The organism is Rhodococcus maanshanensis NBRC 100610, assembly GCF_001894865.1.
Classification (GTDB): Bacteria; Actinomycetota; Actinomycetes; order Mycobacteriales; family Mycobacteriaceae; genus Rhodococcus_G; species Rhodococcus_G maanshanensis.
Genome location: NZ_BCXA01000002.1, coordinates 22,146 through 47,143, shown reverse-complemented (window position 1 = coordinate 47,143; position 24,998 = coordinate 22,146). Strand labels below are relative to the sequence as shown.

The 24,998-nt window shown below is 67.4% G+C and carries 24 protein-coding genes; 10 read left to right on the top strand and 14 right to left on the bottom strand.

Features of this window, described 5'->3' with window-relative positions; all coding sequences use genetic code 11:
- Positions 1–9: 9 nt before the first annotated feature.
- The 4 genes from RM1_RS00450 to RM1_RS00435 all read right to left on the bottom strand — a co-directional run bounded on the left by RM1_RS00450 (position 10) and on the right by RM1_RS00435 (position 3,995).
- Positions 10–2,136 carry an Rv1355c family protein gene (locus tag RM1_RS00450; protein WP_072749505.1) on the bottom strand — a complete coding sequence of 709 codons (2,127 nt, stop codon included), beginning with the start codon at positions 2,134–2,136 and terminating at the stop codon, positions 10–12.
- A gap of 15 nt (positions 2,137–2,151) precedes the next feature.
- Complete coding sequence (locus RM1_RS00445) at positions 2,152–2,892, bottom strand: hypothetical protein (RefSeq protein ID WP_143069421.1); 741 nt, start codon at positions 2,890–2,892, stop codon at positions 2,152–2,154.
- 201 nt (positions 2,893–3,093) lie between these two features.
- Positions 3,094–3,519 (bottom strand): hypothetical protein, encoded by a 426-nt coding sequence (locus RM1_RS00440; protein WP_072749503.1) that lies wholly within the window; start codon positions 3,517–3,519, stop codon positions 3,094–3,096.
- Positions 3,516–3,995 (bottom strand): GyrI-like domain-containing protein, encoded by a 480-nt coding sequence (locus tag RM1_RS00435; protein WP_072749502.1) that lies wholly within the window; start codon positions 3,993–3,995, stop codon positions 3,516–3,518. The genes RM1_RS00440 and RM1_RS00435 overlap by 4 nt, the downstream gene beginning before the upstream one ends.
- A 358-nt stretch (positions 3,996–4,353) precedes the next feature.
- Here RM1_RS00435 and RM1_RS00430 point away from each other — a divergent pair, with 358 nt between their 5' ends.
- Genes RM1_RS00430 through RM1_RS00415 form a run of 4 tightly spaced genes read left to right on the top strand, consistent with a single transcriptional unit; the run spans position 4,354 to position 8,112 of the window.
- Positions 4,354–5,580: a class I SAM-dependent methyltransferase gene (locus tag RM1_RS00430; RefSeq protein ID WP_072749501.1), complete on the top strand. Its 1,227-nt coding sequence runs from the start codon at positions 4,354–4,356 to the stop codon at positions 5,578–5,580.
- A gap of 47 nt (positions 5,581–5,627) precedes the next feature.
- Positions 5,628–6,422 (top strand): glycosyltransferase family protein, encoded by a 795-nt coding sequence (locus RM1_RS00425; RefSeq protein WP_072749500.1) that lies wholly within the window; start codon positions 5,628–5,630, stop codon positions 6,420–6,422.
- The gene (locus tag RM1_RS00420; RefSeq protein ID WP_072749499.1) at positions 6,419–7,069 is read left to right on the top strand and encodes a PIG-L deacetylase family protein; all 651 of its coding nucleotides are present in this window, start codon (positions 6,419–6,421) and stop codon (positions 7,067–7,069) included. Before RM1_RS00425 ends, RM1_RS00420 begins: the two co-directional genes overlap by 4 nt.
- A 2-nt stretch (positions 7,070–7,071) precedes the next feature.
- On the top strand, positions 7,072–8,112 hold the full coding sequence (locus RM1_RS00415) for an NAD-dependent epimerase/dehydratase family protein (RefSeq protein WP_072749498.1): 1,041 nt from the start codon (positions 7,072–7,074) through the stop codon (positions 8,110–8,112).
- A 19-nt stretch (positions 8,113–8,131) separates the two neighbouring features.
- On the opposite strand, the gene RM1_RS00410 is transcribed toward RM1_RS00415, so the two are convergent.
- On the bottom strand, positions 8,132–8,701 hold the full coding sequence (locus tag RM1_RS00410) for a dTDP-4-dehydrorhamnose 3,5-epimerase family protein (protein ID WP_072749497.1): 570 nt from the start codon (positions 8,699–8,701) through the stop codon (positions 8,132–8,134).
- A gap of 61 nt (positions 8,702–8,762) precedes the next feature.
- Here RM1_RS00410 and RM1_RS00405 point away from each other — a divergent pair, with 61 nt between their 5' ends.
- Positions 8,763–9,941: a transferase gene (locus RM1_RS00405; protein ID WP_072749496.1), complete on the top strand. Its 1,179-nt coding sequence runs from the start codon at positions 8,763–8,765 to the stop codon at positions 9,939–9,941.
- Between the two features lie 10 nt (positions 9,942–9,951).
- Positions 9,952–11,670, top strand: coding sequence for a WecB/TagA/CpsF family glycosyltransferase (locus RM1_RS00400; protein WP_083576430.1), 1,719 nt, complete (start codon positions 9,952–9,954; stop codon positions 11,668–11,670).
- A 10-nt stretch (positions 11,671–11,680) separates the two neighbouring features.
- Here RM1_RS00400 and RM1_RS00395 read toward each other — a convergent pair whose 3' ends face one another.
- From RM1_RS00395 to RM1_RS00370, 6 genes are read right to left on the bottom strand one after another with little or no spacing between them, the layout of a single operon-like run.
- On the bottom strand, positions 11,681–12,976 hold the full coding sequence (locus tag RM1_RS00395) for a tyrosine-protein kinase domain-containing protein (RefSeq protein ID WP_072749494.1): 1,296 nt from the start codon (positions 12,974–12,976) through the stop codon (positions 11,681–11,683).
- A complete protein-coding gene (locus tag RM1_RS00390; RefSeq protein ID WP_083576429.1) occupies positions 12,976–14,298 on the bottom strand; it encodes a hypothetical protein in 1,323 nt (440 codons plus the stop codon). The genes RM1_RS00395 and RM1_RS00390 overlap by 1 nt, the downstream gene beginning before the upstream one ends.
- On the bottom strand, positions 14,295–15,059 hold the full coding sequence (locus RM1_RS00385) for an SGNH/GDSL hydrolase family protein (RefSeq protein ID WP_072749663.1): 765 nt from the start codon (positions 15,057–15,059) through the stop codon (positions 14,295–14,297). The genes RM1_RS00390 and RM1_RS00385 overlap by 4 nt, the downstream gene beginning before the upstream one ends.
- A complete protein-coding gene (locus RM1_RS00380) occupies positions 15,056–15,721 on the bottom strand; it encodes an SGNH/GDSL hydrolase family protein (RefSeq protein ID WP_245815898.1) in 666 nt (221 codons plus the stop codon). Before RM1_RS00380 ends, RM1_RS00385 begins: the two co-directional genes overlap by 4 nt.
- The gene (locus RM1_RS00375; RefSeq protein WP_245815896.1) at positions 15,718–16,806 is read right to left on the bottom strand and encodes a glycosyltransferase; all 1,089 of its coding nucleotides are present in this window, start codon (positions 16,804–16,806) and stop codon (positions 15,718–15,720) included. Before RM1_RS00375 ends, RM1_RS00380 begins: the two co-directional genes overlap by 4 nt.
- 29 nt (positions 16,807–16,835) lie before the next feature.
- Positions 16,836–17,384 (bottom strand): LbetaH domain-containing protein, encoded by a 549-nt coding sequence (locus RM1_RS00370; RefSeq protein WP_072749491.1) that lies wholly within the window; start codon positions 17,382–17,384, stop codon positions 16,836–16,838.
- Between the two features lie 131 nt (positions 17,385–17,515).
- On the opposite strand from RM1_RS00370, the gene RM1_RS00365 reads away from it, so the two are divergent.
- Genes RM1_RS00365 through RM1_RS00355 form a run of 3 tightly spaced genes read left to right on the top strand, consistent with a single transcriptional unit; the run spans position 17,516 to position 21,059 of the window.
- Positions 17,516–18,787, top strand: a complete 1,272-nt coding sequence (locus RM1_RS00365; RefSeq protein WP_245815894.1) for a hypothetical protein — start codon at positions 17,516–17,518, stop codon at positions 18,785–18,787.
- Complete coding sequence (locus RM1_RS00360) at positions 18,784–19,728, top strand: glycosyltransferase family 2 protein (RefSeq protein WP_245815892.1); 945 nt, start codon at positions 18,784–18,786, stop codon at positions 19,726–19,728. The genes RM1_RS00365 and RM1_RS00360 overlap by 4 nt, the downstream gene beginning before the upstream one ends.
- Positions 19,725–21,059: a lipopolysaccharide biosynthesis protein gene (locus RM1_RS00355; protein ID WP_072749490.1), complete on the top strand. Its 1,335-nt coding sequence runs from the start codon at positions 19,725–19,727 to the stop codon at positions 21,057–21,059. The genes RM1_RS00360 and RM1_RS00355 overlap by 4 nt, the downstream gene beginning before the upstream one ends.
- Here the strand turns inward: RM1_RS00355 and RM1_RS00350 are convergent.
- Positions 21,056–21,661 carry an LbetaH domain-containing protein gene (locus RM1_RS00350; RefSeq protein WP_072749489.1) on the bottom strand — a complete coding sequence of 202 codons (606 nt, stop codon included), beginning with the start codon at positions 21,659–21,661 and terminating at the stop codon, positions 21,056–21,058. The two genes, RM1_RS00355 and RM1_RS00350, sit on opposite strands and share 4 nt — an antisense overlap.
- Positions 21,662–21,703: 42 nt before the next feature.
- Between RM1_RS00350 and RM1_RS00345 the strand changes: the two genes are divergently transcribed.
- A complete protein-coding gene (locus tag RM1_RS00345) occupies positions 21,704–22,669 on the top strand; it encodes a GDP-L-fucose synthase family protein (RefSeq protein WP_072749488.1) in 966 nt (321 codons plus the stop codon).
- Positions 22,670–22,681: 12 nt separating this feature from the next.
- Here the strand turns inward: RM1_RS00345 and gmd are convergent, their stop codons facing one another.
- Together gmd and RM1_RS00335 are read right to left on the bottom strand one after the other, a co-directional pair.
- A complete protein-coding gene (gene gmd / locus RM1_RS00340) occupies positions 22,682–23,719 on the bottom strand; it encodes a GDP-mannose 4,6-dehydratase (protein ID WP_072749487.1) in 1,038 nt (345 codons plus the stop codon).
- Positions 23,716–24,981: a glycosyltransferase family 4 protein gene (locus RM1_RS00335; protein WP_072749486.1), complete on the bottom strand. Its 1,266-nt coding sequence runs from the start codon at positions 24,979–24,981 to the stop codon at positions 23,716–23,718. Before RM1_RS00335 ends, gmd begins: the two co-directional genes overlap by 4 nt.
- Positions 24,982–24,998: the final 17 nt, after the last annotated feature.

Below are 24,998 nucleotides of genomic sequence, written 5' to 3'. Positions count from 1 at the left end.
CGCGCTCCCTCAGCCTTTCGTGTGCCCGGTGGCCGTGCCAAGCACAGACGGACGGCGGCGGCTGCGAATCGTTGCGCGGGGGGCATGGCTCAGCCGCAAGATCAGGGCGAACACCTCGCCCGATGTGATCCCGAACAACGCCCGCAGCACCCGTTGCCCCTCGGACAGCTGCCCGGAATAGACCGGAGCCAGTTCCTCGAGGTCGACCCCGTCCACTCCGTAGAGGAAGACCGGCGCGATCGGCTGCACTGCCAATCCATGGTCCTCGGCACTGATCCAGACGCTTTCCACCGCGGACCCACCGCGGACGAAGTCACGGGGTTCGCACCCGCTCACGACAACCGCCGCGAGCGCAGAACTGGACACGACCCGATCCCGTGTGACGGCACCGAGAGCCCCACCCAGGTCCCATTCGGCCAGGTGAGTCATCACATCGGGCCTGCTCACGATTCCGATCGTCGACATTTCGGCGTCATCGAGCTCGAGCGACCGGATGTCGATACCCGTATCCAATGTGTCCTCGGGCCAGCGCAGCTCGCCGACCATCTCGCGGTGCAGTCGAGGGTCGAGAAGTCGCACACGCTCCGAGTCAGCCAACACCTCGGCGGCCGCGCCGATGTCACGCAGATCGGTGACCATGGACAGGCGCGCGCCCTCGGCACGCGCCGCGCCCGCCAGCGCCAGTTCGGTCTCGGGGGCGATGGGCGCAGGCACCCCGACATGGCGGTTCGTCGTACGACGAAGCATGGCCTCGTAGCGTCGGGCGAGTTGGTCGTCGGCCCCGTCGCCGAAGGTCATGGTGGCCACCAGGGTCGGCCCGTCGTCGTCGCCGAACAACTCGACCGGCCCGAGCCGGCCATGTGCCGCGGCAGCCACCCTTGCGTTGAAGAGCGCGGCGCCGAGCGCAACGTAACTGCCACGGAGCTGCACGTCCATCGCCGTCGTCCGGCCGGGATCCAGATACAGCCGGAGCCCACCGTCGTCGGTGTGCACCGTCCAGGGCTGAGCGTTGCCCCCCGAAGGCGCCCTGCTCACCGCGTGGACCATCGCACCGATGGCATCGTCCGGCGGACCTTCGGCGGGCGTGGCCTCGCCACCCGCGAGATCGCGGCCGACCATCGGTGCCCGCAACGCGTCGAGGCGCTCGTCCAGATCGATCCGGACGCGCCCGGACGGCAGCGACTGGCCCAATCCGAACCGTCGCACGGTCGCGGCCAAGGCAGCACCGCCGAGCATCACGTCGCCACCGAGCTGCGGCCACGTCGACAGCGTGGTGCCCAGCTCGACCAGGGATGCGGCCATCCGGGATGAGATGTCCGCGGCGCCGAGGATCCGCAACGCCGGCGCCACCTTCCCCCCAGCCGACAATCCGGCCAGCGATTCCCCGTCGACATCACCGAGCAGTCCGTGGAACAGGGGCCGGTCGGGCTCGAGGTCGAACCGTTCCACGTCGACCAGGCCCCGGTCGCTGGTTTGCATCAGAACCGGGATCCGACGCGCGCGGGCACCCGCCCGCACCGCGACCTTCATGTCCAGCGAGTCGCATTCCTCGATCACGAGATCGAGTCCAAGCAGGAACTCGTCGAGTGTGTCGGCGCCGACCCCTCCGGTCTGCACCGACACCGAGAGGTACGGATCGATCTCTGCGATCCGGCGGGCGGCGACGACGGCCTTGTTGACCCCGAGATCGAAGACCGACGCCGGTACCCGGTTCAGATTCGACAGCTCGAGGGCGTCGAAGTCGGCGAGCCTGATCGCACCGCAGGTGCCTTCGAGGGTCAGCGCCAACGCGACCGCGTGGCCGACGCTGAGGCCGACGACCCCCACGGCGAGCTCCGTCAGCCGCTCCTGTTCCGTACGAGTGATCTTGTTTCGATTCCGGTCCAGCCGCAGCAACCGGAACTCGGTTTGGCCGAGAACCCGGACGGCCGCTCTCCGCCATGGGTAGTAGGCCCAGGCCGGGGACTCAGCCGAGTCCAGCGGCGGGAGGATCGCACGAAGTCCCTGCTGCTGTGCCTCGAGTTCGTCGTGGAAGATGATCGCCTCCCTCGCGCGGAGGGTGGCGAGCAGGCGTGCGTCCTCGTCGCACCCGTCAACGAGCAAGGTCGCCGCGTACTGCTCGCGGGGCACTTCCATGACACGCTCCGAGCCTCAGTTCGACCGGTGCAGCCTGACTGATTCATCATCGTCGTCCTTCGGCCACGGCGCACGCATCCTGTTGAACTGACTTGCCCCCTTGACGCCGAGATTCTGGCGGTTGCGCCGATCCCACCACATCATGCGCGTCCGGTACCGATCGTCCGGGTACGGCGCGGGCGGGATGTGCCGGGCGACCTCACCCCCAGACGAGGCCCACAACTGAAGGACGTGCTCGGCAGCGGTGGCCAGGAGGAACTGGACGTCCAGTATTTCCAATGTGCAACAACCGATTCCGGCCAGGGATCGAGTGAGCTCGGTTCGGCGGGCCACTCCGTCCGCCACCCATGCGGCCTTCATCTCGACGACACCGAATGGGATGCGATCGGCGATCATCGTGCGAACCGCCGTCGCGCCTGGATGCCCCGCCCACTCCACGGTCGCATGAGCCTGCTCCACGCGCTGATAGGGACCCTGTGCCCGCAACCCGCCCGCCACGCACCCGTCCCCTCCGATCGCCACGAAGAACAACGCCGTCGACCCGCCATCGCGTGTCCGCTCGTAGTCGAGTGCGTTCTCGGCGCCGTATTTGCGGTAGCCGCCCAATGCTCCCTCCAGGTATGTCGACCAGAGTTCCGGCTCCCCTGCCGGACACGCCGCAACGAATCGATATTGTGACCGCGGGTCCCATACACTTCTGGATTCGACACGCTGGATTTTCTCCGGAGTTGTCATGCAGGCCGAGATACTCGCCATCTCCATTGCTCCATTTCGGGTCGAAGCACCGGCCGGGCAGACATCAGACCGCAGGTTCGAGCAATTTCTTCCGGCCGGCGCTCGGGCCGACAATCTCGCTTCTGACCAATAACTCTTCTCGTTTGTCCGTGCTTTGTCACCATGGGACATTCCGCGATCCAAACAAGGCGAACCGCGGCGTAGGTATCAGATAGGTGTCCGCTATACGAGAGAAATGAACAGCTCGACGACACTCGGCGCTCGGGTCACCTCGACCTCCTCGGCGAATGCGCGGTCGATGTGCCCCTCCTTCGCCGCCAGCTCCGCCTGCCGCCATACATCGTCGATCGGATCATCGACAGGGCCATCCGGGGTGAACGCCGCGAAGTAGCCGGCGGGCACCCGCACGAGCACGTCACCGACGACGAGGTCATCGAGATCGCCGCACGGGTATCCGATCACCGCCGACAACCCGCCGTCACGATTCGGAACATAGACAGTGACGATCTCCGAGACCCCGCGCTGGAGGATTCGTTCGCGTGTGAACTCCACTAGCCCACCGGCCCTTTCGCCCGGTCCGGTCTCGACATTCGGCAGGACCAGTCCACCGAAGTCCTGTGCTCCGCGTTTAACGATTTCGAAGCTCATGCGCGCGTCTCTCCAGACGAGGATCGAACCGAAACATACAGATCGATCCGAAAGGCATTCGGATAGCGTTCCAAATCTCCGGTGAAGGACCGGTTGATCTGCCCCGATTCCTCCGCAGCACGGACCTGGTCCCACAATCCGGCCACCACGCCGGGGAACTCACCGAGGGAGACGAACCTTGCGTATCGACCGGCGGGGATCCGGGCGACCACGTGCCCCCGCAACGCCTCGTCGATCGACGAGCACTGGTAACCGACGATCTGGGTGTAGTACGAATCGTTCTCGGGCGCGTGGTCGGTGTAGATCGACGCCAACGGCCCCGGCAGGTCTTCCTGGAGAACGCCGGACCAAGCCGATTCGAGATTGCGGTCCCGCAGTGAACCGAGTGGCCGCTTCGGACTTCGCACCGGCAGGCCTGCCACTAGGGTCTCCCCGAGTTCGAGGAATTCGATCTCACCACTCGGCCGCCTGCTCATTGCGCGGATCCTCCCTGGAACGGGCCACCGGTGACGGTGGCGGCCGACTCCGTGAATGCAGATCAACCATACCGCCGACGCAACGTCCCGGCTCTGCCCTCAAACAGATGAAAAACGAGCTCAACAACGCGGGGCGTGTGCTGCTATTTAGACTGCCTGCGCCGATTCCGGCGCCCCGCCCCGATGACCGAACGACACATTTTAAATAACCTACCCAAGGTCTGTTTTTCTCTTGATTGAAGACTTTGGGTGTGGTTAGTTGGAGAGATCGAACCCATCAGGGCCGAACTGATCCATCTATGAGACGTCCGCCTCGCGAAGCTCGTCCCCTCGATCGGGTTGATCGGAAGGACATGGCGTGCGCTGCCGACTCTGCTCCTCGAACCGCCTCGTGAGCGTCCTCGATCTCGGCGCGACTCCGCCATGCGAGAAGTTCCTCATGGCCGACGAACTCGATCGCCCCGAGCCGACCTACCCGCTGCACCTGCGGCTGTGCGAAGACTGTCTGCTGCTGCAGATCCCGGCGCTGATCACACCCGAGGACACCTTCACCGAGTACGCCTACTACTCCTCGTTCTCGGACACCTGGGTCGACCACGCCCGGCGCTTCGTGGACCACGCCGTCGGCCGACTCGGACTCGACGAACGCTCGCTGGTGGTCGAGGTCGCCAGCAATGACGGCTATCTCCTGCAGCACGTGGTGACCGCCGGCATCCCGTGCCTGGGGATCGAGCCGTCGCACAACGTCGGCGCGGCGGCCCGCGCCCGCGGGGTACCGACGATGACCGAGTTCCTCGACGAGCAACTCGCGGCCTCCATCCGGTCCGAGTACGGGGCGGCAGCCCTCGTGGTTGCCAACAACGTGTACGCACACATCCCGGACCTGATCGGTTTCACCCAAGCGCTCCGTACGCTCATGGCGGACGACGGCTGGCTGAGCATCGAGGTCCACCACGCATTGAATCTTGTCGCGCTCGGCCAGTTCGACACCGTCTACCACGAGCACTTCCAGTACTACACGGTGTTGTCCGCGGCTCGGGCGCTCGCCACGGCGGGTCTCGCCGTCGTCGACGTCGAGTCGCTGCCGACACATGGCGGATCGATTCGCATCTGGGCACAGCCGGACGCGGCGGCAGATCAGCCCAGCCCGCGGGTCCGGGAGCTGCTGTCGGCCGAGGAGCAGGCGGGACTCCACGACGCAGCCGGCTATCTCCACCTTGCCGGGCTCGCACGAAGCGTCCGGCACGAACTGCTGCGCTTCCTCCTCGATTGCCGCGACCAGGGCAAGACCGTCGTCGGCTACGGGGCCCCTGGCAAGGGCAACACCCTGCTCAACTACTGCGGCATTCGAAGTGACCTGCTCGAGTACACCGTGGACCGAAACCCCTACAAGCAGGGCCGGTTCACCCCTGGTGCACGGATACCGATTCTCGATCCCCGACAGATCGCCAAGGACCGCCCCGACGTGGTACTCGCGTTGCCGTGGAACCTGGAGCCGGAGATCACCGAACAGCTCCGCTACATCACCGAGTGGGGCGGCGAGCTGATGTTCCCGCTGCCTCATCTGCACCCAGCCGCGCCGTAAGCGGGCGCGACCGCTGACATTCACGGGCTCAACAGGAGGTGAACAGTATGAAAGTCGTTCTGTTCTGCGGTGGATACGGGATGCGCATGCGCAACGACCGGAGCGACGAGATCCCCAAACCGATGCAGATGGTCGGCCCCCGCCCGCTGCTGTGGCACATCATGCGGTACTACGCTCATTTCGGCCATACCGAATTCATCCTGTGCCTCGGCTACGGTGCCGCCAAGATCAAGGACTTCTTCCTCGACTACCACGAAGAGCAGTCAAACGACTTCGTGCTCCACAACGACCGAGTCGAGTTGCTGCACACCGACATCAGCGACTGGTCCGTCACGTTCGTCGACACCGGCCTCGAATCCGCCATCGGCGAGCGGCTGCGTCGTGTCCGCAAGTACCTGGACGGTGACCCCTACTTTCTCGCGAACTACGCGGACGTCCTCACCGACGCCCCACTCGACCGCGTGATCGAGCGGTTCCACGAGTCGGGCGCTACTGCCTCCATCCTCGTGGTGCCACCGCAATCGTCGTTCCATTGCGTCGACGTGGCGGAGAACGGCGAGATCAAGGAGATAACACCGATCAGTCGATTCCCGATCTGGGAGAACGGCGGCTACTTCGTTCTCAGTCAGGAGATCTTCGACCTGCTGCCCCCTGGCGGCGATCTCGTCGCTGACGTGTGCCAACCCCTCGCCGGCCAGGGCAGGCTCTTCGGCTATCGGCACGAGGGGTTCTGGAAACCCGCCGATACCTTCAAAGAACGCGCAGAGCTCGACGACGGCTATACCCACGGCATCCACCCATGGACCGTCTGGGAGACCCCACAACCGGTGCAAAGCTCATGATCGACCTACACGCACTCAGCATCGGCGAGGTGGCATTGCTCGGCGCACACTGCGACGACATCGCCATCGGAGTCGGCGGCACCCTGCTCACCCTCACGACCGTCCTGCCGGGGCTCCGCGTTCACGCCTTCGTCATGTCCGGGACCGATTCGCGCCGTGAGATCGAGGAACGGCACGCGCTCGCCGCCCTGTGCCCCGGCGGGGACCTCGAACTCACCGTTCTCGACATCCCCGACGGCCACGCGCCCGGGTACTGGGATCCGATCAAGACCGCGCTCGAGGCGTTCGCGCGGGGCGTCACGCCCGACGTGGTGTTCGCACCCCAACGTGGCGACGCGCACCAGGACCACCGGCTGCTGGCCGAACTGGTGCCGACGGTGTTCCGGGACCACCTCGTGTTGGGGTACGAGATCCTCAAATGGGAGGCGGACACGCCCCAACCAACGGTGTTTCACCCGCTCACGGCCAGGGTCGCCGAGGAGAAAGCGCGGATCGTGCTCAAGCACTACCCGTCGCAGAAGGCACGCGACTGGTTCGACGAGCAGGCCTTCCTCGGACTGTCGCGGTTGCGCGGGGTGCAGTGCCATCGCCCCCATGCCGAGGCCTTCGTCCTGGAGAAGTCCACCCTCCGGTTCGGAAGGAAATGACGATGCGGGTACTCGTCACCGGACATCAGGGTTACCTGGGCACGGTCATGGTTCCGGCACTGCAGGCGGCAGGCCACGACGTCACCGGTCTCGATTCCGGCCTGTTCGCGGACTGTGTCCTCGGGCCGACCCCCGTGGATCCGCCCTCGATCAGGATGGACGTGCGCGACGTCACGGAGGCGGACCTGTCGGGTTTCGATGCGGTGGTTCACCTTGCCGCGCTGTCGAACGATCCGCTGGGATCTCTCGCGCCCCAGATCACCTACGACATCAATCACCATGCGTCCGTACGGCTGGCCCGGCTCGCGAAGGACGCCGGTGTCCGGCGGTTCCTGTACGCCTCCACCTGCTCCGTGTACGGCTCAGCCGGCGAGACCCTGGTGACCGAGAGCGCACCGCTGCGCCCGCTGACCCCGTACGCAGAGAGCAAGGTCCGGGTCGAGGACGACGTCGCGGCCATCGCGGACTCCGGGTTCTCCCCCGTATTCCTGCGCAACGCGACCGCTTTCGGATTCTCCCCACGACTGCGCGCCGACATCGTGTTGAACAACCTGGTCGGGGTCGCTGTGCTGACCGGCGAGGTCCGGGTACTGTCCGACGGGACGCCGTGGCGTCCACTGGTGCACGCGCAGGACATCGCGACGGCGTTCACCCGCGCCCTCGAGGCACCGATAGAGAAGATCCATTGCGCCGCATACAATGTCGGCACTGAGACCAACAACGTCACGGTCGCACAGATCGCCGCAGCGGTCGCCGCAGCGGTGCCCGGCTCCACCGTGGCCATCACCGGGGAAACCGGGCCCGATGCCCGCTCGTACCGCGTGGACTTCTCGGCTGTACGGGCCGCCTTCGACGGATACGAGCCGCGGTGGAGCGTCGCGGACGGCGCGGTCGAGTTGTATCGGCAGTACACCAGATGGGGCGTGTCCGAAGCGGATTTCACCGGGCGATACACGCGGCTGATACATCTCGAGAAGCTCAGGGCAGCACGGCTACTCGATTCCTCACTCCGCTTCCAACCGATCGAGGCCGGACATGGTTGAGCGCCACATGCCGACTCACTCAGAGCGACTCGAGAAGTTGCGACCATCCGCCCGCCGTGGCGTCCCTGACGCTGACCATCGACACCGGCATCGGCCACACGATCCCCAAGTCCGGATCGTCGTAGGCCACTGCGACGTCCTCCGCCGGATCATGCTCGCGATCGATTCGATAACAGACGTCGGCGGTCGGTGTGAGGGCCTGGAAGCCGTGCAGGAATCCGCGGGGTACATACAGGTGAGCGAAGTCGACGTCGTCGAGGGTGAACGCCTGCTGCATCCCGAAGGTCGGCGAATCCCGGCGGATGTCCACCAGCACGTCGTGCACCGCGCCGTGTGCACAGCGGACCAGCTTCGCCTCACCTCGCCCGGACCTGCCGTGCATGCCTCGAATCACGCCGAGTACCGATCTCGACTGCGAGTCCTGGATGAAGTCCACCGCCCTGACCGGGCTGCCCCCGGACGTCTTCCCAGCCAGTGCGTTGTCCAGAATCCGCGCGTCGAACGTCCTGGTGAACAGCCCGCGCTCGTCCCGAAAGGGCTCGGGGCGAAACACCAAAACATCTGCCAGATCCGCGGTTTCGACGCGCATGTGGCCATCTTGCCGCATTCGGTCGGTCGAGACCAGAAGTTCCTGCCCCGAGGGGGACACAATGACATGCAGAGCCTGCCCCGGCACCGAATCCGCCCGCGTTCTCGACCTGGGCAGAGTGCCGGCCGCTGACTTCTTTCCGCTCGCATCGACTCCGGTATCGCCGGGCGAATCGGCCCATCCCCTGGCGATGGACCTGTGCACGCGATGTGGACTCGCGCAACTGGCTGACGATGACACGCACGCCGATGAACCCCGAGGGGTCGAACCGCAGGCTCTGAAGGACCAGGCGGTCGATGCCATTCGAACCGTCGGCGAAGCCGGTGGCCTGATCGGCGACACGGTGATCGAGTTCGGCAGTCCACACGGCGGCAGCTGGCTACCCCTGCTGGTGGACCGGGGATTCCGGCGATCGGCGCGTGGCGCACGGGCGTCGGTGGTTCTCGACTGCTTCGGCATCATGCACGAACCCGATCAACGGGCCGCGTTCCGTTGCCGGGCGGCATCCACAGACGATGACGGCGTGCTGCTGATCCAGTTCCACTCGCTGCGCACGATCATCGAACACGAACAGTGGAACGCGCTGCGCCATGGGCACTTCGCGTACTATTCGCTGACCGTGCTGCGTCGGCTGCTCGCGGATGTCGGCATGGCCGTCACGGCCGCGTGGGAGTTCGACCTGTACGGGGGCACCGTCCTGGTCGCGGCTCGGCACGGTCGTGGGGCCGACACCGACGCCACGGTCCAGAGGATCCTGGATGCGGAGGCCGCCCTCGGGGTCGACCGGCCCCATGCGGTCAGCCGACTGCAGCATGCAGCGGACCGGCACTCCGACTGGTTGCGCCTCCTACTCGAATCGATGGCCTACCACGACCGACGCGTGTTCGGATACGGGGCGGCGTCGCGAGCCGTCGCCTTGTTCAGTCGAGCCGGAATCGACAGCCGGCTCGTCTCAGCTGTTGCCGATGCCTCGTCATCGAAACAGGGCAGGCGAATGCCTGGGACCGACGTGCCCATCATCTCCCCCCGGCAACTCCTCGCTGCCGACCCCGACTGGGTGCTGCTCACCCTTCCAGACCTGCTGCCGGAGTTGCAGCGCCAGTTCCCTGGTTTGGGCGGCCGGTGGGTGGTCAACTGGTCCGGTGGCGACAAGCCGAGGACCCGGGAGCCACGCGCTCAGCAAACCGGCCGGGCCGGTGGTCTGACGAAGCGGGCGTCGATGGCCGCCCGCGGCAAGTAGGGCCGACTCGATGAGTGCACATCCGCCGCCGTGGCCACGAATGCTCGTCGACCAGGTCGCAGTCGACCTGATCAATCGCGAGTCCGCGATCTCGCTGATCTTCGACGCGCTCACCGCCCCTGGACCGCTCGCCGTCGCTTCCGCGAACCTGGACCACATTCACCATTTCGGCGCAGGCGACTCGTGGTTGGACCGTCCGCCCGCCGTATCCGTGGACGGGCCGACAGCCGATCTGAGGTGGCTCACACTGCTCGACGGTTTCCCGCTGGTACGCAAGGCGAAGACGCTGACCGGTCGTAAATGGCCGAAGCTGTCCGGCAGCGACCTGATCGAACCGATTCTCGAGCGTGCGGCACGAGACGGTGCCCGCATCGGGTTCCTCGGCGGGTCCGTCGAAACACATGGGCAACTGACCGAGGCGATGGATGCTCGGTACCCGACGCTCGAGATCGTCGGGACGTGGGCGCCCGATCGATCCGAGCTGACCGACATGGCGGCATCTGCGCGCCTGGCGCACGCGATCCGTGACGCGGACGTCGAGATCCTGGTGGTCGCGCTGGGAAAACCGCGTCAGGAGAATTGGATTGCCCAGTTCGGTGTCGCCACGGGCGCACGGGTACTGCTGGCCTTCGGCGCGGTGGTGGACTTCCTGGCAGGCCGAATCCCGAGGGCACCGCAATGGGCAACGAACGATGGGCTCGAATGGGCGTGGCGGCTGGCCAGGGAACCCCGGCGGCTGGGACATCGCTACCTGATCGAGGGTCCGCCCGCGATGCTGCGACTCGTGCGTCGTTCGCGCGCGGTCGCCGCCGGCCCGACCGACCTCCCGCGGGCCCCTGGCAGACGAGGAAGGTTCGTCCCGAACGGCATCCGGGCCACGGTGACGATCGTCATCGTGACGCACAAGAGCGCATCCGATCTACACACCCTGATCGACGGACTCCGACTCGCCGCGCTGGAACATCCGATTCGTCTGATCATTGTCGACAACCGATCATCAAACGGCACAGCCGAATTCGCTCCGATCCACTCGGATGTCCACCTGATCCGATCGGGTGGCGATCTCGGCTATGCGGAGGGAATCAACGTGGCGCTCCCGCTCGTCGATCCGTGTGCTGCGGTTCTGCTGCTCGATCCGGACCTCGAGGTGCGGCCAGACACGATCAGCCAGTTACTCTCCGCGCTCGGCGATCGCGGGGTCGGGGCCGTGGTCCCAACGATCCTCGACCGCGACGGGGCGATCTACCCCTCGCTACGACGTGAACCGTCACTGACCCGCGCCGCGGGTGATGCGATCTTCGGCAGCCACTTCCCGTCGCGGCCGGGATTTCTCACCGAGATCGACTACCGGCCAGAAGATTACGCCACACCGTGGGATGTGGACTGGGCGACCGGCGCCGCGGTTCTGCTGCGCTCCACCCTGGCTCGCGAGTTGGGGGCGTGGAACGAGGAGCACATCCTGTTCTCGGAGGAGGCCGACTACTGCCGCAAGATCCGGGCCTCCGGCCACCGGGTCCGATTCGAGCCGGCGGCGGTCGTGACCCACCGAGGCAGCGGTTCGGGGACCGTGTCTTCCCTGGGGACTCCCATGTCGGTCAACCGGATTCGCTACGTCCGGCGGTCTCACGGCGCCGTGTATGCAGGACTGTTCCGCTGTGCAGTTGCGCTGGCGGACATGCTGCGGTCGACGCGTGCACGACAACGCATTCCGCCGCACCTGTCGACCTGAGCCGGGCACCTCATCGCCACCGGTGGTCCGCGGGCTCCACGCACATCACCGTTCCGACGACCGGGACACCCGTCGCGCCCAGCTTCTCGACGGCGCGGGTCAGCTCGCGCCGCCGGGTGGTGCCGGGCACGACGACGAGCAGCACGCCGTCGGCGTACTCGCTCACCACCGAGGCTGCGACCGTGCGCAGGACTGGCGGGGCCGCGATGACAATGTGCGAGTACTCGATGCGCAGCCGGTGTACCAGCATGCGCATGCCGGGCGTCGCCAGCATGTCGCCGGGTTCTTCCTCGCAGGAGCCCGCGGGTAAGACGTCCGGTCGTCCGTCCAGTTGACGCCGGACCGCCTGGTCCACCGTCGCCGACCCTGCGAGGACCTGGAACAGCCCCGGTTCGGATTCGTCGGCGATCGCCGGGCCGGCAGGGTTCGCGTCGACGAGGATCACCCGCTCTCCGCCCACCGCGAGTGCGCGGCCGAGGTTCGACGCCACCGCGGCGCCGCCCGACTCTCCGTCCGCGCACGTCAGCACCCATGCCCGGCCGCGCTCGGTGGCCTCGCCTGCCACCGCCGTCGTCGTCGTCGACCGCAGTCGGGTGCGCAGTCGGCGATAGCCCTCGAGGTCCTCACCGGCCGCAGGATCGGCACCGGCGACCGAGCCGATCACCGGCAGCCCCGCCGCCGCAGCCGCCCGCTCCGGTGTCCGGATCACGGGGTCCGTGCGCGCGCGCAACCACACGGCCACCGATCCCAACACCAGCCCCACCAGCGCGCCGAGCGCGCCGAACGTCAGCGGCCGCGGCAGACCGGCCTGCGGCACGCTCGCCGAGGTGACGACGCTCGTGTGAACCTTCTGATCATCCGCGCCCGTCGGTGACTCGAGCGCGTCCGTGTACGTGATGAACTCGCGCGCGAGCGTGTCGGCGAGCAGTCGCGCCTGGTCCGGTGACTCGCCGGTCACGGCGACGTCGATCACCGCCGTCCTTGGCGGCACGATGGTGGCGTTGACGTCGCCGGCGAGGTCCCGCGCCGACGTCGTCAGACCCAGATCGTCGACCACTCGCTGAGTGACGGCCTCGCTCGTCAACAATGCGACGTAAGAATTGACGCGCCCCGACACCACCTCGTCGTTCTGGTACGCGGACGAGGTCGTTGAGCCATCGATGGCCACCAGCAACTGGACGGTCGAGACGTACCCGGCAGGCGCCACGAGCGCGCAGCCGACACCGATTGCGACGCAGGCCACCACCACCGTCAGGAACAACCTCCACCGCAGGCGAATCGCGGCGAGGAACTCGGAACCATCCATCACTGCACCTGTCCTTTCCCTGACCGAAGCAATCCGAACGTGCCCGGATCGGATCCCCGGTCGAGCAGCGCCGCGGACACCGTCGGCGGGGGCAGGGCGGCTGCGGTCTCGAGTAGTTCGCTGTCCGTGGTGACACCGCTGCGCACAACGATCACCACCGCGTCTGCGGCCGCCGCGATCACATCGACATCGGCTGCCGACAACGTGGGCGGACAGGCGAGCAGCACCCAGGCATACCGCTCGCGGAGCTCGCCGATCATGGCGGGCAGCGCGGCGGAGTCGATGAACGACGAGGGGAGGTCGACCACGCTGCCTGCGCTCAGGACAGCTCCGTCCTCGTGGTCCGACACCGCCGCCACGAGTGCGGTGTGACCGCCGAGAACATCCGATACCCCCGGGACCTCTTCCATCCCAAGAAGTTCCGTCAACCGGCGGGAACGCAGATCCAGATCCACCAGGATCACCGACTCGTGTCGCTCGCGCAGCACCGCCTCGAGTGCACGGCTTGCGGCTGCGGCCGCCGAACCGTCGTGGGGCGCGGTGACCGCGATGACCCCTCGATCAGGGTCGCCCGTCAACGATTGCAACCGGCGTCGTACGAGCCGGGCATCCTCGGTGACGGACCCCGTTGACCGGAGGTCGATCGAACCGAGCACCGGCGCTCCTGCTAGGCGGGCAACGTCGCGCGGGTCGCGGACCGCGCGATCGAACATCGACCGCACGACGGCACCCGCCGCGCCGAGGACCGCCCCGATCAGGAGTGCCGCCGAAAGCACCACGAGCGTCGGGACACCCCAGAATCGTGCCCGGCTCGGCGGCCCCGGGGCATCCACGACCACGAGTTGGGCTCGGGGCATCACAGCACCATCGACCGATTCGAGCACCCGCACCGTCTCCGCGAACTCGGACAGGAACACGGTCGCGGTGCGTTGGGCCTGATCGGCGGACGAGGCGTCGACCGCGACATCGATCAGCACGGTGCCGGGCACGGCGGTGGCGGTGATGCGATCGGCGAACTCCTCCGGGCTGGCGTCGACGCCGAGGTCCGCGATCACCCGCGCCGCAAGGCCCGTGCTACCTGCCAGCTCGACATAGGTTCCCGCGCGGTTCTGCGCGTACCTGTCGCCCCCGTCGACAACACGGCTGACGTCGCCCGGTGTCCGGATGAAGACGGTCGCCGTCGACCGATACATCGGCGGGACGACGAGCAGGCCCACGATCCCGGCGCCGAGTGCCAGCAGCGCCCCCCAGGCCACCCAGCGCCATCGCCGACGCAGGACGCGAGCGTAGGCGAGCACGGCTTGGTGCCCCGTGGTGCTCATCGTGCGCCCTCCGCTCCGGAGGCGACAAGGGCAGCCGCGAGGGCCGCACTGATCTGCCGGTCACCCGCGAGGTTCGGGTGCACCCCGTCAGCGGCCAACAGCCCGGACGTATCGCCACCGGCGAACGGGGCGCCGGCGATCGGGTCCACGAAGCGGACGCCCGCGGCGGCCGGGTCGGACTCGAGGCGGCGCATGAAGTCGTCACCGAAGCCCGCGTCGCCGCGCGGGTCGGCCAGGAATCTCGGTCTGATGAAGACGATCTCCGCCTCGGGCCAGATGCGTCTCGCCTCCCCGATGGTGGAGACCATCGCCTTGTAGACGTCGTCGGCGGGCGGGAAGCCGTCGTTGCGGCCACCGTCGAGGACCACGATGTCCGGTCGGTACACCGATCCCAGCTTCTGGATGCGTTCGACGAAGGAGTCCGATTCGCCGAGATACTCGAAGTCGAATCTGTTGGCGGGGCCACCGCTGATGTAGCCGGTCCCAGGAAACGCCGCCACCGCGCACTGCCACCCCGCCTGGGCCGCGGCCTGGCATGCGTACGTCAACTCCTCCGATTCGCTTCCCTGCGTGTAGGAATCGCCGATGAACAGGGCCGCAGGCGGGGCCTGCGGATCGGTGGACGGGCGCTGCACGGTCATGGTGGGCTGGGGCACCGCCGACGATTCCCCAGCAGAGGGCCTGGCGACCGCCGCCAGGCCGATCAGTGTCACCGCGGCGAACGCCAGCAGGGCCACATCGCACCACCGGACCTTCCTCACCCGCCCACCTCCGCCCGGACCCACTCCGCAATCGTGTCCGCGAGCACGGACTGCCCGGCATCGGTGGGTCCCGCGAGGTCGGGCAGCATCACATCCGTTGTCAGCCACGGGGGATCGATCGCCTCGCGGAACGAGATGCCCGCCGAATCCGCGACGCCACGGACGGCATCGGATACGCGCCTGACCGAGTCGGGCACCGGGGTCTCGTACCAGGTCGGGCCGATGACGAGGAGCCGCTCGCCGCCGAGAACCGCCTTGTCGACCACGGCGGCGGCGCCCACCTTGATCGGGCCGGCATCGGGGAATCCGGTGTCCTGCAACCCGCCGACCACCAGGATGATGTCGGGGCCGGCGCCCTGCGCCCTGTCCACCTGATACGTGAAGGCGTAGCCACCCCTGCCGTCGGCCGCATATCCGGCGCCGGGAAGCGCGAAATTCGACACGGCCCACCCGGTGCGCTCCGCCAGCAACGTCGGCCACACCACCCGATTCTGGGTACCCGCGGCGTAGTCGTCGCCGACGACCGCGATTCGCAACGGCTGTGGGACGTCCGCGTCGCCTCGCAGCGCGATCGCGGAGGCCATCGCGACGGCCGCGGTCACCGCAAGCACCCCGGCGATCAACGCCACCCGCAGGCGGGGCGCGCGGAGCGGGCGGGTCACGACCGATCACCGGCCATGTTCGCGTACACCGCCACAAGACGGTCACCGACAGCGTCCATGCCGAACTCGTGATGCGTCGTCTCCCGTCCGCGCCGCCCCATATCCCGTGCCAGTGACCGGTCCGCGAGCAGGCTTTCGACCGCATCGGCAAGGGCGGGTACGGACGGGTCGACCACGATGCCGCTGCCGGTCCGCATGATCATCGGCGCGAGCCCGCAGTCGTTCGACACGACGACAGGAAGTCCGACGGACATCGCCTCGAGCACCGACATCGGATAGGGCTCGCGGACGGACGGCAGCACGTACACAGCGGCCCCGGCGATCCGTCGGGGGATGGATGCGGGGGCCAGTGCCCCCTCCCACACGATGCGATCGTCGCCCGCGATCGCCGCACGCACCGCCCCACCCTCGCCGCCGTCGGGACCGATCAGCGTGAATCGCGCGTCGGCGCCGGCGTCGAGCAGGATGCGGGCCATCTCGACGAAAGCGATCGGACGTTTGCGTGGGTGCAGGCGAGCGGCGAACAGGACCTCTCGGGTGCCCTCCTCGGCACCGGCCGGATAGGCGGGCACGCCGTTTCCCAGCTGCATCAGCCGCAGCGACTCCCCCGCGACCTCGATGAGCTGTTCGCGTTCCCGTGGGGTCAGGTAGAACACGGCACCGGCGCTCCTGAGCACCCTGCGCACCCACACGCCGTCCACCGCGGGCGCGAGAGGGTGGCAGGAAGGGACCACCATCCCGTGCGTCTGCAGGGCGTATGGGATGCCGTATCGCCGCGCGGCCACCGCCAGCGGAAGGACGACCAGATCACGCCCGAGGTGCACGTGCACCAGGTCGAAATCGGTGCGGTGGCGGCGAAACCAGTAACCGAGACCTGGTGCGCCGAGGCCGGCGAATCCGGCCCCTGGCAGCACGGTCCTGGCGGTGAACAAGCGGACCGGCACGCCGTCCACCACCCTCTGGGCGGCGGCATACCCACGAGTCGAGGCGGCGAGGGTGACGGTGGTGCCGCGACGGATCAGCTCCGCGCTCTGGTTCAGCGCGACACGGGCGGGTCCCCCGTACGCACCGTCGGGGCTGATCATCGTCACCACCTGCAGCACCCGCACGCGATTCAGCCCGGTGCGATGCTCGACCGTGGCGGCCGAACGCAGGAGTCGGGCGGCACGTCCGCCGATACCAACGACATCGCGCCGACCACGGAGTTGGCGCCGACAGTGACTCCACGCAGGACCATCGATCGTGCGCACAGCCACGCCCCGTCCTCGATCACGATGGGGGCGTTGTCGTACTCGAAGATCGGCGAACGGCGGTCGTGGCTGCCCGTGCACAGGTAGGTGTGCGGGGAGATACACACGTCGGAGCCGATGACGATGCGGTCGACGTCGTAGAGTTCGGTCCCCGTCCCGATCCACGAGTCGTTTCCGATCGACAGCTTCCACGGCCACTGAACGGTCACCCTGTGCTTGATCAGCACGCCGCTGCCGACCTCGGCGCCGAACCAGCGCAAGGTCGCACACCGCAGCCGGTTGGGGCACCAGACCTGGGTGAACAGCAGACTGGAGGTCGCGACCCAGAGCGCCTGCGCGAGAAACCCGCGGCCCTTGTCGTAGGAGCGGCCGCGCAGCGGGCCCAACGATCGTGTCGCTCGTGCGCCGGGCATTCGCGCCCCCGTCCGTCGGACAACGGTCAGTTCACTCAAACGCTAGATCACTCCTGGGATGTGTCAAGAACCACGTCGAGAACCACTATGTTTGTATTCACGCCTCGGCGCAGCCGTGAGGGGATGGTGCCATGGCCTATCTCGGGTCCGGGCCGGTCCGGACGTTCGCGGAGCAGCAGCGCGCGCACAGGGTGGTCATCGCGCAGATCGTGGTGTTCGGTGTCGGCGCGACGTCGGGCATCCAGGTCGCCAACTTCACGGTCACCGGATTGTCGGTGGTGTGTCTGCTCCTCGTCCCCGCCTTCCTGCTGATGAGGCACCGGGGCGCAGAACTGGTCCCCTTGGTGCTCGCCGCCCTCGGATGGATCTCCTACCTGGCCTCGTGCCTGATCAACGGGGTCAGCGTGCTGTGGCCGAACGCGATTGCGCCGGCGGCGTTCTCGCTGTATCTGCTCGGCCTGACCGTGATCACAGGTCGGGAGGTGGCGAGGATCGCCACGGTCGTCGCCGGCATCGCCGCCGGGTCGCTGATCTTCTTCCTGTCCCAGGGGATCGAGCTGACCCACACCGGGAGCTTCCTGGATCTGTGGAAGTACGGGATCGCCCAGGCCGTCACGACCCTCGTGCTGTACGGGTTGATCCGCAGCACTCGGGTGCGGTGGTTCGTCATCCCGGCGGTGCTCGTGGTGTTCGGACTGACCAGCCTCGCCCTGAATTTCCGCGCGCACGCATTGGTCTGCCTCCTCTCCGGTGCGATACTGCTGACCCGCCGGGTACTGGGATCGCGGATAGCGCGCGGATGGCAGTTCGCGGGGATCGCCGCGTTCGGATTGACCGTCGCGTATCTGATGCCCATCGCGGCGCGGGTTGGCCTGTTCGGTCCGGCCCTGCGGCAGAAGACCCTCGAGCAGCAGGCGACGGACCTGCCGCTGTACCTGGTCGGCCGGACCGAACCGCCGATGTCGATCACGGCGATCCTCGAACGACCGGTCCTCGGTTGGGGAAGCGCGCAGAAACTGACGCCGGAGGTCTACACGGCCGCCGAGCACCTCGCGGTCCGGCTCGGATTCTCCCCGACCTTTCCGTTCGAGCTCTACTGGCGCCTGCCCGCCGCGGACCCTTCGGCGATGCATTCGCTCGTGCTGGGGTCGTGGGCCGAAGGAGGGGTGCTCGCGGCGCTCCTGCCGCTGTGGCTGGTCGTCTCCTGTGTCGGCCTCGTCTGGAACAGCGAGCGGTACGGGGTGTGGGGACCGTTGGTGGTTGTGCTTGCCGTGCAAGGGATGTGGGACCTGTGGTACGAGGCGTGGACGTACAACGCCATCCCGGTGTTCGTGTGCATCGCACTGTTCTTCTCGGCGACCGATGCCATGCGCCCCACTCCCCCTGACACCCGCCCGCCATGACCGGACGGGGCGTGCGGACCGTGCCCCCACGGGTCAGCGTCGTGATTCCCACGGTGGGGCGGCCGACGCTCGCCCGCGCCGTGCGGTCCGTCCAGGGCCAGACCTACCGGGTCGCCGAGATCCTGGTGGTGGCCGACACCGACGCGCCCCTGCACCTGCCGGTGGACGAGCGGATCGTGGTGCTCCGGACGCCACCGGGGACCGGGTCCGGACCGCACCGGCAGCGCGGTATCGAGGCATCGAGCGGTGCGGTGATCGCGCTGCTCGACGATGACGACGAATGGCATCCCGACAAGCTGCGGCGGCAACTGGACGCCGTCGAGTCCGGTGCAGGCGACAGGTGGATCGCGTCCTCACGCACGGAGGTCGTCGGCCCCGGCCGCCGGCGACGGGTTTGGCCGCGACGGCTGGTCGGGACTCGTGAACCGGTCGCGGAGTACCTGTTCCGCTTCACCGACCTGAGATTCGGCGGCGCCATGCTGCAGACGTCGACGCTCTGCTTCCCCGCGGAGATCGCCCGCGAGGTGCGATGGGACGACGACGGGGACAAGCCACACGACGAGCCGAGCTGGCTGATCCGCGTACAGGCGGCGATGCCCGAGCTGCGCATCATCCAGTCGCCCGAGGTGCTCGGGACCTATCACGTCGGCGGCGAGTCGCTCTCGCGCAGCAGCGTCGACCGCACCGTCGAGTACCTCGACTGGGGCCTGCGACACCTGAGCGGCGAGTCGCCGCGGGTGCGTGGTGACTATCTCTGCACCAGCCCGGTCAGCGCGGCCGTGTCGGCGCGGTCGCTGACGGGCGTGCACCGCGCGATCTCGACGGCCGTGCGGCACGGCAGGCCCGGGCCGTGGGCGCTCGGCTACGCCGTCCTCAGTGCGGTCAGGATCCTGTTGCTGAGGGCGTGGTCGGCGCTCGGGGTCGCAGGTGACCGGTCATGACCTCGGGGCACGACCGGCTGGCACCCGAGGAGCGGCGGGCCCTGGTCCGCGGGACCGTCTACCGCATCGTGGGCACCCCAGCCGTGGCGGTGCTCGGCCTGGTGAACACGGCCATCATCGTGCGCGAGACCGGCGAGGCCGTGTTCGGGCTGGTGTCCCTCGTCGCCACGGTCACCCTGCTGTTCCCGTTCGCTGACCTCGGGATCGGCGCAGTCGTACTGAGCGCAAGCGCTCAGCTCAGCGGCCCCGCCCGGGACGAGGCCGCGATCGACGTGATCCGGCGCGCGTATCGGGTGCTGTTCTCCGTGGCCGCCGCTCTGGTCGTCGTCGCGCTCGCGGTGATGGTCGTGGACGGCTGGGGATTTCTCATCGGCATGTCGAGCGGTCCGGAGGATCGGTGGGCGATCACCGTGGCCGCGGTGGTCTTCGCGCTCACCATCCCGGGCGGACTCGGCGTGCGCATCCTGATCGGGATCGACCGGAACCAGCTGGCCACTCTCGTCCTGATGAGCAGCGCCGCCTTTTCGCTGTTCCTCACTCTGCTCCTGTACTCGTTCGACGTGAGCGGTATCTGGTACGCGATCCCGCCGTTGGGTGGTGTGCTCACCGGACACGTGCTCGGAACGGTGCTCGCGCTGCGCCTGTCCGGACTCGGGTGGTCGGCCTTCGCTCCGGTCGGTCAGCGGTCGGGCGGAACTCGGCTGCTCGAGGGAAACTGGTGGCTGTTCGTCGTCGGGGTCGGGTTGCCGGTCGGCCTGCAGACCGGGCGAATCCTGCTCTCGCATCGGTCCACCGCCGCCGAGGTGTCCGAGTACGCCCTCATGGCGCAGATGTACGGCGCGGGCTGGTCCATCCTCTCGACCGCGGGCCTGGCCTACTGGCCGGTCTTCGTCAAGAGGCGCGGCGCGACCGGCGAAACGGTTCGGATGTGGTGGCGACTCACCGGCGCGTTCGCCGCTCTCGCCGCGGTTGCCGCGCTCGCGTTGGCGACGCTCGGGCCGTGGGTCGCGTCGGTGTTGTCGGGCGGGCGAATCGAGGTGTCGGCATCGCTGGCGCTGGCGTTCGGCGCGTTACTCGTTGTGCAGGCCGTGTATCTCCCCACCAGCGTCCTACTGACCCGACCGACGGAGGCACGCTGGCAGGCGTGCTGGATCGCGGTGATGGCCGCGATCAGTCTGGGATCGGGTATTGCCGTGGCCGAACCATACGGGGCGATCGGTGTGGTGTGGGCCTCGGTTCTCGGTGTCGCTGCAGCTCAGGCGGCCCCGAGCTTGCTGTGGGTTCCCACCCTTGTCCGGCGGCGCCCGCCGGTCCAGCATCTGCACGCCTAGCGCGATCGATCACCGCGCGGGAGCGGTTGGGCGAGCGGGGCGACGACGGCGACACCCGGCGCCACATCATGTATCACCGTCGCATTTGCTCCCACGGTCACGTCGTCGTGCAGTGTGATCGGGCCCAACACGACGGCACCGACCCCGACGCGGACGCGGTCACCGAGCGTGGGGCGGCCCTTCGCGTCATGCCCGATGGTGACCAGTTGGTTTATCCAACAATGGCTTCCGATCGTGTCGGCGGTGACTATCGTGCCCACCCCGTGCTGGATGAAGAATCCCGGGCCGATCCGGTCGGCGTCGAGCGTCAGCGTGGTGGCCGGCCGGTACAGCGCGCGGAGCAGACACCGACGCAGGAAGGGATCCGATCGGAGCCGGTAGTGGACGAGGGTGCGGAACTCCGTCAAGGCACCCGCCAGATAGGAGAATCGGGAGTAGTGGTCGAGTTCGAGCAGGTCCGGCGCGCCGATGCACTCGATCCACCAGTCGACGTCCACGGCAACCGCGTCCGACTCCCCCGAGTGTCTGACCGCCCACCACAACAGGTAGGCCCACACCCGCGCAAGGCGCAGGAGTCTCGCCCGCCTGCCGCCGTGGGTCATTGCACGATTCTAGTGTGGTGGGTCGCCACGGTTGCTGAAACAATGTCCACCATGGCTCCTGGCCCGATGCCGCCAGATACCCGGATGTTCATAGCCGGACATCGGGGTCTCGTCGGGTCGGCGCTGTGGCGGCACTTCACGGATCGGGGATTCGGGAATCTGATCGGCCGCACCTCCGCGGAGCTGGACCTGCGCGATCCGCACGCCACTCGTGCCTTCTTCGAGGCAACGCGGCCGGAGGTGGTCATCCTCGCGGCGGCCAGGGTGGGCGGTATCGCCGCGAACAGGGACCGGCCCGTTGAGTTCCTGTCGGACAATGTGCGGATCCAGGTCAATGTGCTCGACAGCGCGGTTGCGGCGGGCGTCGAGAGACTGCTGTTCCTGGGCTCGAGCTGCATCTACCCCAAGTCCGCCGATCAACCGATCGGCGAGGATGCACTGCTCAGCGGCCCTCTCGAGGAAACGAACGTGGGGTACGCGATCGCCAAGATCGCCGGTGTTCTGCAGGTGATGGCTATCCGTAGACAGCACGGTCTGCCCTATATCTCTGCGATGCCGACCAACATCTACGGCCCCGGCGACAACTTCAACCTGTACGACGGTCATGTGCTTCCTGCCATGATCCGGCGATTCCACGCCGCGGCCGGAGACGGATCCGAGACCGTGACCTGTTGGGGCACAGGGCTGGCTCGGCGAGAGTTCCTGCACGTGGACGACCTCGCCGCGGCCTGTCACTTTCTGCTCGATACCTACGACGACGACAGGCCGATCAACGTCGGCACCGGAACCGACCTGACGATCGCGGAGTTGGCGGACATGGTCGCGGACGTCGTGGGGTTCCGGGGTGAGATTCAGTGGGACACTTCGCAGCCGGACGGAACGCCCCGCAAGCTGCTCGACGTACAGCGGCTGAGCGACCTCGGGTGGGACGCGAGAATCCCTCTGGCGGAAGGGGTCCGGGCCACCTATGACTGGTTTCTCGGACACCAGGGCGACTACCGACGCTGAACTCTGCTCGGGTCAGCCCGACGTGTTGGTCCAGCCAGGAAGCTCCGGTCGGTCGACTGGTCCGGATCCGCCGAGTTCGAGCGCCCGAAGGTCGGCCTCGACCATGATCCGCACCAATTGTGGAGCCTGCACCTGCGGCTTCCACCCCAGCGCGACATTTGCCTTCGACGCGTCGCCGATGACCGTGTTCACCTCGGCCGGGCGCAGATACCGCTCGTCGAACCGAACGTGCCGCTCCCAGTCGAGGCCGACATGAGTGAAGGCCAGGGCCAGGAACTCGCGCACCGAGTAGCCGATTCCCGTCGCGAGCACGTAGTCGTCCGGGGCATCCGCTTGGAGCATGCGCCACATGCCTTCTACATACTCGGGAGCGTATCCCCAGTCTCGGACCGCCTCGATATTGCCCATGTACACGTGTTGATCCAGGCCGGCTTGGATGCGTGCGGCGGCGCGGGTGATCTTGCGGGTCACGAAGGTCTCTCCCCGCCGAGGTGATTCGTGGTTGAACAGGATGCCGTTGACCGTGAACAACCCGTAGGCCTCGCGATAGTTGCGGGTCGACCAGTACGCGTACAACTTGGCGATGCCGTACGGCGACCGGGGATGAAACGGCGTGTCCTCGTTCTGCGGCGGCGGTGAGGATCCGAACATCTCTGAACTCGATGCCTGATAGAAACGGCAGTCCAAGCCGAGCTGCCGGATGGCCTCGAGGAGTCGGATCGTGCCCAGTCCGGTGGTCTCCGACGTGTGCTCGGGCTCGTCGAAACTGACGCGGACATGTGTCTGGGCCGCCAGGTTGTACACCTCGTCGGGGGCGATCTGGGACAACAGGCTCATCAATCGCGTGCCGTCAAGGAGATCTCCGTAGTGCAGGAAAAGCCTTGCCCCGGGAGTGTGCGGATCGACATACAGGTGGTCGATCCGGCCGGTGTTGAAAGATGATGCGCGGCGGATGATTCCGTGGACCTCGTAACCCTTGTTCAGAAGGAACTCCGCCAGGTACGAGCCATCCTGACCGGTGATGCCGGTGATCAGAGCGCGTCGGTTCATCGGTGTACCTCTCGCTTGCGGTCCCGGCGGGTCGCGGCAAGGTCCGCAATCCACTCCTCGTAGCAGTCGAGGGCCGCGTCTGCGGACAATGCGCTGGTCACGTAGCGTCTGCCCGCGACACCGAGACTCTCGGCCAGCGCGTGATCAGTGCCGAGTCGAACAGCTTCGCGGAGCAGCAGATCGGGTCGGCCCGCAGGCACACAGATCCCCGCACCGGACGCAGCCACCTCGAGGGCGGTGATCCCATGTGGGTCAGACGCGGCAAGGACCGGCTTGCCCGACATGAAGTACGAGGTCAGTTTGCTGGGCACGGCCATCTGCGCCACGCCGGGGCGCTCGTTCACCAGAAGCACGTCAGCGGCTCCGATAGCCGCGGGAAACTCGTCGTCGGGAATCGGCGGGACGAATTCGAGGGCGGCCACCCATGCGCCCTCTGCCTCCAGATGCGCGCGCTGGTGTCCGTCCCCGAGCAGGACGAACCGGACCCGGCACCCGCCTCGATCCGCCAGTCTTGCGGCGGCGATCACGTTCTCCAGCCCCTGTTTGGCACCCATGTTCCCGGCGTGGAGGATCACCACCTCGCCGTCCCCCCAGCCCCGCGCAGCGCGGTACGCGGCGCTGGCCGACGGATCCGGCGGTGCGACGTGAGTCCAGTTTCGGATCACACGAATTCTGGCCCGGTCGACTCCGAGTCTTTCCACCAGATCCGTCATGAAGCCGTTGTGAATGACCGCAACGCCGTCAGCGTGACGCGTGACCGCCGATTCCATCACACGAACAGCACGGGCAGCGGGCCCAGACATGCTTCCCGTCTCGATGACGCCACGGCTGTAGACATCGTGGACGAGGACTCCGAGCGCCGGTCGATGAGTGGTCAGCCGAGTGCGGGTGACGGCCAGTCCGGCGGCAAGCAGCGGCGGACTCACGCACACCACCACCTCAGGGTGATTCCATCTGGTTGTGAGCAGTTGCAGCCCGAACGCCAGTTCCATCATGGTCCGCCCGATCGCGGACCCTCCCTGTGGCACAGGGTGTCTGAACCGGCGTACGCGAACGCCGGCCGTGACGTCCGTTGACCGAAATCCGGCGTAGCCCTCCGCTCGCTTCCATTGCGGGTAATGCGGAAATCCGGTCAGCACCTCGACGTCATGGCCGCGTGCTGCCAGCCCGGTCGCGAGTCCCGTCGTATACGGCGCGATCCCGATCGACTCGGGTTCGTAGTTGATCCCGAGGATGGCGATGCGGAGCCGGTGACCGGTCACAGTTATCGAGCGTAATG

Excerpts from the sequence above, each read along its gene's own strand:
- RM1_RS00365 (WP_245815894.1), top strand. The coding sequence starts at position 17,516 with ATGGCCTATCTCGGGTCCGGGCCGGTCCGGACGTTCGCGGAGCAGCAG.
- RM1_RS00400 (WP_083576430.1), top strand. The coding sequence starts at position 9,952 with ATGAGTGCACATCCGCCGCCGTGGCCACGAATGCTCGTCGACCAGGTC.
- RM1_RS00355 (WP_072749490.1), top strand. The coding sequence starts at position 19,725 with ATGACCTCGGGGCACGACCGGCTGGCACCCGAGGAGCGGCGGGCCCTG.
- RM1_RS00395 (WP_072749494.1), bottom strand. The coding sequence starts at position 12,976 with ATGGATGGTTCCGAGTTCCTCGCCGCGATTCGCCTGCGGTGGAGGTTG.
- RM1_RS00425 (WP_072749500.1), top strand. The coding sequence starts at position 5,628 with ATGAAAGTCGTTCTGTTCTGCGGTGGATACGGGATGCGCATGCGCAAC.
- RM1_RS00370 (WP_072749491.1), bottom strand. The coding sequence starts at position 17,384 with ATGCCCGGCGCACGAGCGACACGATCGTTGGGCCCGCTGCGCGGCCGC.
- RM1_RS00345 (WP_072749488.1), top strand. The coding sequence starts at position 21,704 with ATGTCCACCATGGCTCCTGGCCCGATGCCGCCAGATACCCGGATGTTC.
- RM1_RS00375 (WP_245815896.1), bottom strand. The coding sequence starts at position 16,806 with ATGATCAGCCCCGACGGTGCGTACGGGGGACCCGCCCGTGTCGCGCTG.
- RM1_RS00410 (WP_072749497.1), bottom strand. The coding sequence starts at position 8,701 with ATGCGCGTCGAAACCGCGGATCTGGCAGATGTTTTGGTGTTTCGCCCC.
- RM1_RS00390 (WP_083576429.1), bottom strand. The coding sequence starts at position 14,298 with ATGAGCACCACGGGGCACCAAGCCGTGCTCGCCTACGCTCGCGTCCTG.
- RM1_RS00420 (WP_072749499.1), top strand. The coding sequence starts at position 6,419 with ATGATCGACCTACACGCACTCAGCATCGGCGAGGTGGCATTGCTCGGC.
- RM1_RS00415 (WP_072749498.1), top strand. The coding sequence starts at position 7,072 with ATGCGGGTACTCGTCACCGGACATCAGGGTTACCTGGGCACGGTCATG.
- RM1_RS00445 (WP_143069421.1), bottom strand. The coding sequence starts at position 2,892 with ATGGCGAGTATCTCGGCCTGCATGACAACTCCGGAGAAAATCCAGCGT.
- RM1_RS00435 (WP_072749502.1), bottom strand. The coding sequence starts at position 3,995 with ATGAGCAGGCGGCCGAGTGGTGAGATCGAATTCCTCGAACTCGGGGAG.
- gmd (WP_072749487.1), bottom strand. The coding sequence starts at position 23,719 with ATGAACCGACGCGCTCTGATCACCGGCATCACCGGTCAGGATGGCTCG.
- RM1_RS00405 (WP_072749496.1), top strand. The coding sequence starts at position 8,763 with ATGACATGCAGAGCCTGCCCCGGCACCGAATCCGCCCGCGTTCTCGAC.
- RM1_RS00350 (WP_072749489.1), bottom strand. The coding sequence starts at position 21,661 with ATGACCCACGGCGGCAGGCGGGCGAGACTCCTGCGCCTTGCGCGGGTG.
- RM1_RS00360 (WP_245815892.1), top strand. The coding sequence starts at position 18,784 with ATGACCGGACGGGGCGTGCGGACCGTGCCCCCACGGGTCAGCGTCGTG.
- RM1_RS00450 (WP_072749505.1), bottom strand. The coding sequence starts at position 2,136 with ATGGAAGTGCCCCGCGAGCAGTACGCGGCGACCTTGCTCGTTGACGGG.
- RM1_RS00440 (WP_072749503.1), bottom strand. The coding sequence starts at position 3,519 with ATGAGCTTCGAAATCGTTAAACGCGGAGCACAGGACTTCGGTGGACTG.